The sequence below is a fragment of the Streptococcus sp. GMD1S genome (genome assembly GCF_000296875.1).
Classification (GTDB): Bacteria; Bacillota; Bacilli; order Lactobacillales; family Streptococcaceae; genus Streptococcus.
In genome coordinates, this window is the sequence record NZ_AJQY01000355.1 from 1 (window position 1) to 1776 (window position 1776).

Consider the following 1776-nt stretch of genomic DNA (forward strand, 5'->3'; position numbering starts at 1 on the left):
CTAGTAACGGCTATCACAGCTTTGATTTAAAAAGAAGACTGGTTTCAGTCTTTTTTTCGTATATATAAAAGTAAGTTTAGTGCTATTATTATCCAGAGGGTTCCAAACTTTTTGCCTCCTTTTTAGTATAATAGAAGTAATAAATCAATCGAGGTAAAGTGATGACAGAAATACTACAATTTCCAGAAGGATTCCTCTGGGGTGGTGCTACGGCAGCTAATCAATGTGAGGGTGCTTATAATCAAGATGGCCGTGGTCTTGCTAATGTGGATGTGGTACCGATTGGTCCAGACCGTGAGGCTATTATTACAGGTCAGAAAAAGATGTTTTCGTTTGAGGAGGGCTATTTTTACCCAGCAAAGGAAGCCATTGATATGTACCATCATTACAAGGAAGATATTGCGCTTTTTGCAGAAATGGGATTTAAAACCTATCGACTTTCCATTGCTTGGACTCGGATTTTTCCTCAAGGTGACGAAGCAGAGCCAAATGAAGTTGGTCTAGCTTTTTATGAGGATTTATTTAAGGAATGCCACAAGTATGGAATTGAACCACTGGTGACCATCACGCATTTCGATTGCCCCATGCACTTAATTAGGGAGTACGGTGGTTGGCGCAATCGTCGTATGTTGGACTTTTACGCAAATCTCTGTCACACCCTCTTTACCCGTTACAAGGGCTTGGTCAAGTACTGGCTCACCTTCAACGAAATCAATATGATTCTGCATGCCCCCTTTTTAGGAGCTGGGATTTGTTTTGAAGAAGGAGAAAATCAAGAACAGATCAAATACCAAGCAGCCCACCATGAGCTGGTAGCCTCGGCTATGGCGACTAAAATTGCTCACGAAATTGATCCAGAAAACAAGGTGGGATGTATGTTGGCAGCAGGACAATACTATCCCAACACTGCCCATCCGAGAGACTACTGGGCAGCTATGGAGGAAGACCGTAAGAGTTACTTCTTCATTGACGTCCAAGCGCGTGGGGAATACCCAAACTATGCCAAGAAACAGTGGGAGCGTGAGGGGATAGAAATTGAAATGACGGCAGAGGATTTGGATTTGTTGAAGAATCACACTGTTGATTTTGTTTCCTTCTCTTACTATGCGAGTCGAGTGGCCTCAGGCGATCCAGAAGTGACGAATCTGACCGCTGGAAATGTCTTTGCCTCTATCAAAAATCCTTATCTAGAATCCTCTGAATGGGGTTGGCAGATTGACCCACTGGGGCTTCGTATCACCCTCAATGCTATCTGGGATCGTTATCAAAAGCCTATGTTCATCGTAGAAAATGGCCTCGGTGCTATGGACACGCCAGATGAAAATGGATACGTAGCAGATGACTATCGGATTGCTTATCTAGAAGCCCACATCAAGGCTATGCGAGATGCTATTTACCAAGATGGCGTTGAATTGCTTGGTTATACGACTTGGGGTTGTATAGATCTGGTTTCTGCTGGAACAGGCGAAATGAACAAGCGTTATGGTTTTATCTATGTGGATCGTGATAATGCAGGTCAAGGAAGTCTCAAACGGAGCAAGAAGAAATCCTTCTACTGGTACAAGGATGTCATTGCCAGCAATGGTGCAAGTATTAAGTAGAGCACATTTGTTCACTATTTTTATAAAATCTTCTCCCTACTTTATAAGATGTGAAAAAGAGTTCAATTAGACCTGGCTTTTTGCTATAATGAAGTGAGAAAAATAGACAGGAGATCAAGATGTCAGAACCATTATTTTTACAATCAGTTATGCAAGAAAAAATCTGGGGTGGAAC

Annotated in this window: 1 protein-coding gene; it reads left to right on the plus strand. The window is 42.2% G+C overall.

The genetic code is table 11. The features are described 5' to 3' along the window. Positions 1–161 precede the first annotated feature (161 nt). Positions 162–1601, plus strand: coding sequence for a 6-phospho-beta-glucosidase (locus GMD1S_RS10235; RefSeq protein ID WP_000136073.1), 1440 nt, complete (start codon positions 162–164; stop codon positions 1599–1601). Positions 1602–1776: the final 175 nt, after the last annotated feature.